The 6,140-nt window shown below is 71.1% G+C and carries 4 protein-coding genes; 3 read left to right on the top strand and 1 reads right to left on the bottom strand.

Going from position 1 to position 6,140, the window contains the following annotated elements:
• Positions 1–70 precede the first annotated feature (70 nt).
• A complete protein-coding gene (locus tag E3O44_RS19870; RefSeq protein ID WP_134535215.1) occupies positions 71–2,224 on the bottom strand; it encodes a TPM domain-containing protein in 2,154 nt (717 codons plus the stop codon).
• 220 nt (positions 2,225–2,444) lie between these two features.
• On the opposite strand from E3O44_RS19870, the gene E3O44_RS13075 reads away from it, so the two are divergent.
• The 3 genes from E3O44_RS13075 to E3O44_RS13085 form a co-directional block, all read left to right on the top strand.
• The gene (locus E3O44_RS13075; RefSeq protein WP_134535216.1) at positions 2,445–3,206 is read left to right on the top strand and encodes a gamma-glutamyl-gamma-aminobutyrate hydrolase family protein; all 762 of its coding nucleotides are present in this window, start codon (positions 2,445–2,447) and stop codon (positions 3,204–3,206) included.
• A 54-nt stretch (positions 3,207–3,260) separates the two neighbouring features.
• Positions 3,261–4,631: a M20/M25/M40 family metallo-hydrolase gene (locus E3O44_RS13080; protein WP_241976311.1), complete on the top strand. Its 1,371-nt coding sequence runs from the start codon at positions 3,261–3,263 to the stop codon at positions 4,629–4,631.
• Between the two features lie 219 nt (positions 4,632–4,850).
• On the top strand, positions 4,851–6,140 hold a 1,290-nt coding region (locus tag E3O44_RS13085; protein WP_277612632.1), incomplete at its 3' end, for a histidine kinase dimerization/phospho-acceptor domain-containing protein.

Consider the following 6,140-nt stretch of genomic DNA (forward strand, 5'->3'; position numbering starts at 1 on the left):
TGTCCTTTCGAGTGATTCTGCGGGCGGGTCCAGTGTGGCGCGTGTCTGTGTGCTTCCGCTGTAAGGGGGGTCAGAATCTCCCGCCCCCGCCGCGGTGGGACCGGGTGCCCGCGCCGCCGAAGCCGCCCGGCAGGCCGAAACCGCCGCCACCGCCCCGGCCGCGTGAGCCGCCGAAGGGGCCGCCCCCACCGAAGGAACCGCCGCCGAAGAGTCCGCCGCCTGGGCGGCCGGTGAGCACCGAGTTGATCAGGATCCCGCCGAGGACGGCACCGAGCATGCCTGACCCGTTTCCGGCGCTCTGGCCGCCCCCGAGGCCGGTACCGGGACCGGGCGCTCCCGCGAAACCGTCGACATCCGCCCGTGCCAGCGTGATCGCCTCTGCGGCGAGCGAGCCGGAGCGTTGCGCCGCGGCGAGGGCGGAGCCCGGGTCGGTCGCCCTGGCGGAGTCGGCCTGGGCGAGGAGGCGTCCGGCCTCGGCGAGCCGGGTGCGGGCCTCCGCGCCGACCGCGCCGCGCCTGGCCGTGATGAAGTCCTCGGCGGCGGAGACCTGGCCGTGCGCGGAGAGCAAGGCCTGGTCGAGCGCGGCCTCGGTGCGCTGCGCCTGGGCCGCCGCGTCCCGCACCCCCTGCAGTGCGGCATCCATGCGCCCGTTAGCCGCCTCGAGCCGGCCGAGCAGCTCGAGCGGGTTGATCGGCCCGGCGCCGAGCCGGGCGGAGACGTCGGCGACGACGCGTTCGGTGTCTGCGATGATGCCGGGAGGGGTGGCCGGGAGGGCGTGTGCCGCCGCGAGGTCGCCCTGCAGCTCCGTGAGCGTTGCCGTGACCCGGTCCGCCGCCGTGGACAGGTCGGTTCCGAGCCGGTCGACAGCATCGAGCAGCAGGCCGGCCTGGTCGACCGACTCCTCGGCCGCGCGGATCCCGACGGCCGCCCCCGGCGGGTCGCTCTCGATCCGCTTGCCGGCCTCGGACAGTGCTGTCCGGGCGAAAACGATGCGTTCCCTGGCCTGGTCGGCATTGTCGGCCACGGTGCCGAGCGCGGCCGCGGTATACCGGCCGGCGAGCTCGGCGAGGCGGGTCGCGGCGGGCGCGATCCTGCTTTCGGTGGCGTCGGCTGCGCTCGTGGCGGATGCCGCGGCGGCCGGAGCGTTCTTCTCCAGCTGGCGCAGCGCGGCGAAGTCCGCCGCCTGGTCGTCGAGGGTCGCATTGGCCCGCTCGCAGCCGTCGAGGATGGCGACGAACCAGTCCCTGCGCTGCTCCTCGGTGTCGGGGACGGCGTCGTCGAGCTTCTGCTGCAGGGTGAACGCGGCCCGGAGCTCGGCCTTCGCGGAGTCGAGGGCCGTGCGGAATGCCTCCGTGGCCACCTGGCCGTACTGGGCGAGCGCGAAGCCGAGTTCCTGCTCGCTCGACGTCACAGCGTCATCGGTCTGGACGAGGGCCGTCGCCGCCCGCCGGGACAGCTCCTCGGTCGACAGGGCGGCCGCTCCGGTCGGTGGGGCAGCTCCGGCCGGCAGCCCGGAACCGGCAGGCGGCCCCGCTCCGGGTGCGGTCACCGCGCCGCGCCGCCCCCTCCGGGCGAAGACCACGATCGTCCCGACGACGATCGCGAGGAAGACGACGAGGGCGACAAGCACGACAATGAGGACACCGCCGCCAGAGGAGTCCCCGCCTCCGGGGTTCGCCGCGCCCGGCGTGAGCGAGGGGGCCGGAACCGGCTGGCCGCCGATCGTCGCGGCGAAGCCGTTCGCGGCGCCGATCGCGGCTCCCGCCCAGTCGTTCACCCGCAGGGCCGGCTCGATCGCGACGGTTTCGACCTCCAGGAGCTGCGCATCCGTCAGGGCCGAATTCTGCGCGACCGAGAGCTGGTACTGCCGGTCACCGGTTGCGACGGCGAGCAGCACGTCGTTGGTGCCGAGCCCGTTGTCGTCGGCGGTCTGGTCTGCCCACTGCTGCCGGTCGGCGACGCCGCTGAAGCTGCCGACGTAGGCGACGAACAGGTCGGTGCGGGTCTCCACGTAGAGCCGGTCGAGAGCGGCGGTGACCTCGTCGGTGCGGGAACCGAGAGCGCCGACCGTGTCGACCACGTGGCTCGACCCGAAGCTCGGGGGATCCTCGGCGTAGGCGGGAGTGCCCGGTCCCGCGCCGAAGCACAGCCCGACGAAGCACAGCCCCACGACGACCAGCGCCGCGAGCCCGGTTCCCCGGAACAGCATCCGTCGTGACCGCATGGACTCGCCTCCTTCGGCGCGGGAATCGCAGGCGCGGACCGGTGTCCGGGGCCTCCTGCCGTGAGCATAGAACGCCCGGACGTGTCCGTCTACGAACCGCTCTGTTGCGGACTGTGACGGGCCCGTTCGCGTCCGGAGCGGACAGTCTCCACACTGGGAACACCCGCACACGAGCGGTACCCCTGACCGACACCCCTGACCGACACCTCTGGAGGACAGCATGGCCGAGACCACCTCCCCGCGCCTCGCGGTCGTCGAGGTCACCGGAAGCCGCCCGGACCGGCCGGCGTACCACGCGAAGGTCCAGGTCCTCAACGGAACCGTCGTGGCCGCCGCCGAACAGGGCGGCTGGGCCGTCACCCGCCTCGCAGCGGCCGACATGACCATCGCCACCCTGCTCACCGCAACAGCGGATGCCGACGCGATCGTCATCCTCGGCGGGGAAGACATCACGCCCCGTTTCTACGGCGGTGTCTCCGGATACCCGGAAGAGACCCTGCACTTCCCGGTCGCCGACGACGGACAGCTCGCGCTCGTGCGCCGCGCCCTCGACCGCGGCACCCCGCTGCTCGGCATCTGCCGCGGCCTCCAGATCATCAACGTCGCCCTCGGCGGCAGCATCGTGCAGCACATCGACGAGGGCATCCACCGCAACGTCGACGTGCCGATCGACCGGATCCTCCGCGAGCACACCGTCGAACTCCTCGAGGGCACCGTCCTCGCCGACAGCCTCGGCGGCGCGTTCGCCGCCGTGCAGAGTGCACACCACCAGAGCGTCGACCGGCTCGGCGCCGGCCTCCTCGCCGCGGCGGTCGCGCCGGACGGGCTCATCGAGGCCGTCGAGCACGAGTTCGCACCGATCACGGGCGTGCAGTGGCACCCGGAGGCCCCCGACGCTCCCGCCGACCAGCTCCCGCTGCTGCTGAGGAGCCTCGAGCGCCAGCTCGCGGCCATCGAAGCTGCCGGTCGCATCGCCGCCTGAACCGAGCCGGCGGCCGCGCCGGGCAGACGCGCCCGGCATCCGCTCGGGTAGAGTGTGGGCACCCGTCGAAAGGACCGCACCATCGCCGCCGACGCCCTTCCCGACGACACCCTCACCCGCGCCACCGTCGACCTGCTGCGCGACCTGATCCGCAACGCCTGCGTCAACGACGGCACCGCGGATTCCGGCGGCGAGATCCGCAGCGTGCGCACCCTCGAGGGCTTCTTCGCCGGCTCCGGCCTCGACCTCGAGGTCGTCGAACCGCACCCGGGCCGGGCCTCCCTGATCACCCGCATCCGCGGAACGGACCCGGACGCCCCCTCCCTCGCCTTCGTCGGCCACCTCGACGTCGTCCCCGTGCACGAGGCCGGCTGGAGCCGCGACCCGTTCGCGGCGGAGATCGTCGACGGCGAGATCTGGGGCCGCGGCGCCCTCGACATGCTCTGCCTCACCGCGAGCTACGCCGCCGTCACGCGCGCCATCGCGACCGGTTCGTTCCGCCCCCGGGGCGACCTCGTGTTCGCGGCCGTCGCCGACGAGGAGGCCGGCAGCAGCCTGGGCGTCGAATGGCTCACCGAGAACCGCCTCGACCTGATCGACGCCGACTTCGTCCTCACCGAGTCCGGCGGGGTCCCGGTCGGCCCGACCCCCTCGATCTCCACGACGATCGGCGAGAAGGGCATCGCCGGCCGCCGCCTGATCGTGCACGGCACCCCCGGGCACGGTTCGGCCCCCTGGGGTGCCCGCAACGCAGCCATCATCGCAGCGGATGCCGTCTACCGGCTCTCCCGCTATCACGCGCCCGTGCAGATCACCCCGGACTGGCGCCGCTACGTGGCGGCACTCGGCCTCGACCCGGCGCTCGCCGCCCGGCTCCTCGACCCGGTCCGCATCATCGACGCCCTGCACGAACTCGGCACCCTCGCCGGTTTCGCGCACGCCTCGACCCACACGACCATCTCGCCGAACGTCGTGCGGGCCGGAGACAAGGACAACGTCATTCCCGCCCTCGCGACGGTGACCCTCGACATCCGGGTGCTGCCCGGCATCGCGGCGACGGATGTCGACGCGTACCTCCGGGAGGCGCTCGGCGAGCTCATGGCCCACGTGACGATCGAGGGCGAGGGGTTCGACGCCGCGACCCGCTCTCCGATCGACACGCCGCTCTACGACGCCCTCGGCGCGGCCGCCCGCCGGGCATACCCGAACGCCGACCTGTTGCCGATGCTGAGCGTCGGCGGCTCGGACGCCCGGTTCTACCGCCGCCGCGGCATCCCCGCGTACGGGTTCGCCCTGCTCAGCCGACGCTGGGACTACGGCATGTTCCGCCAGCTCTTCCACGGCAACGACGAGCGGATCGACCTCGAGTCCGTCTCCCTCACCGTGAACGCCCTCGACGCGGTGGTACGGGACCTGCACGGCTGACCGCGGTGCCCGGGGAGACCCGATGCATGCGTCGCTCACAGTTGATAAATTGCATGCAATACTGCACTGTATGTAGCAGGTGACCTGTACTCAGGTTCATGCAGCATGGAAGAGTCGACGTCCGTAATCGTCCGTGCCGGGAGTGCAGGGAACGGTCCGGCTCCCACCGGGCCGGTCCGGTCCGGTCTCCGGCGATGACGTGGACGAGAGGTTGTTCTGGTGGCACAGCGTGGCCTCACCATCCTCGGTCGAGTCCTGCCCGACGCTCCGAAGCGGATCAGGGTCGCGTTCGCTCTCATCCTCGCCGGGACCGTCGCCTATGCCGCGTCGACATTCGTCGTGACCGGACCTGGACGTCCCGGGTGGCTCGACAGCTGGTTCTACATCGCTCTCGAACTCGGCAGCGCGACCCTGGTCACGGCTCGGGTGGTCCTGCGCCCGATCGAGCGCATGGCCTGGGGCTCGATTGCCGGCGCCTTGTACGCCGTCTCGCTGTCGGACGCGGTCGGCGTCGCGGCGTCCAACACGGGGCATGCGCCCGCCGGCGTATTGGATGCGATCGCGTTCGTGTTTGACGCAGCGTTCTTCGGGCTGGCCTTCGCCGGATTGGTCATGCTCGTGCGGAAGCGGCTGCCGCCGTCAACGGCCTCGGTGTGGCTGGACGGCGTGATCGCAAGCCTGGGAATGCTGTCGATCGCGTCTGCGCTCTTCTACCGCGACGCAGACGACATTACCCTTGACAGCCTGATTTCCCTCCTCTATGCGGTCGCTCCGCTCGTGCTCGTCGCCATCCTCGTGGGCACGGCCGCCGCCCTCGGTCGGCGCCCGAGTCAGATCTGGGCACTGTGCACATCTGCATTCTCGTTTATGGCCCTGGGTAACCTCATCCAGGCAACCGGCCTTCCCGGGCTCGATCGGCCGGGAGCGCCGACCGATTCCCTCTGGCCGCTCGCTGCGTTGCTCCTCGTGGCCGCTGCCTGGCGGTCCCGGAGCACCCCAAGGCCGGTCGGGTCGGATTCGCCGGTCGTGCTGGCGATTCCCTCAATATTCACTCTCGGCGCCCTTGCGGTGGCCCTTGTGAATCAATTCACCTCCCTGTCGTACTTCTCGATCTTCACCGCGGTGGTGACCGTGATGGCCGGCGCCCTGCGCCTGTTGTTCGCGGTGCGGGATGCGGATCGGTTGCGGGTGCGGCAGGTGGAGTTGAATGTGAGTCTGGGGTTGGCTCGGGATGCGGCGTTGGCGGCGACGACGGCGAAGTCGGCGTTTCTGGCGACGATGAGTCATGAGATCCGGACGCCGATGAATGCGGTGATCGGGATGACGGGGTTGTTGCTGGATACCCGGTTGGATGCGGTGCAGCGTGATTATGTGGAGACGGTGCGGCGGAGTGGGGATCTGTTGCTGGATTTGATCAATGACATCCTGGATTTTTCGAAGATCGAGTCGGGTGGGCTGGAGTTGGAGGATCGTCCGTTCGATTTGATTTCGGCGGTGGAGGATTCGGTG

Origin of the sequence: Cryobacterium algoricola, assembly GCF_004402485.1 — a bacterium.
Lineage (GTDB): Bacteria > Actinomycetota > Actinomycetes > Actinomycetales > Microbacteriaceae > Cryobacterium > Cryobacterium algoricola.

Bases quoted from the DNA above. Each gene is read 5' to 3' on its own strand.
- E3O44_RS19870 (WP_134535215.1), bottom strand. From the start codon at position 2,224: ATGCGGTCACGACGGATGCTGTTCCGGGGAACCGGGCTCGCGGCGCTG.
- E3O44_RS13075 (WP_134535216.1), top strand. From the start codon at position 2,445: ATGGCCGAGACCACCTCCCCGCGCCTCGCGGTCGTCGAGGTCACCGGA.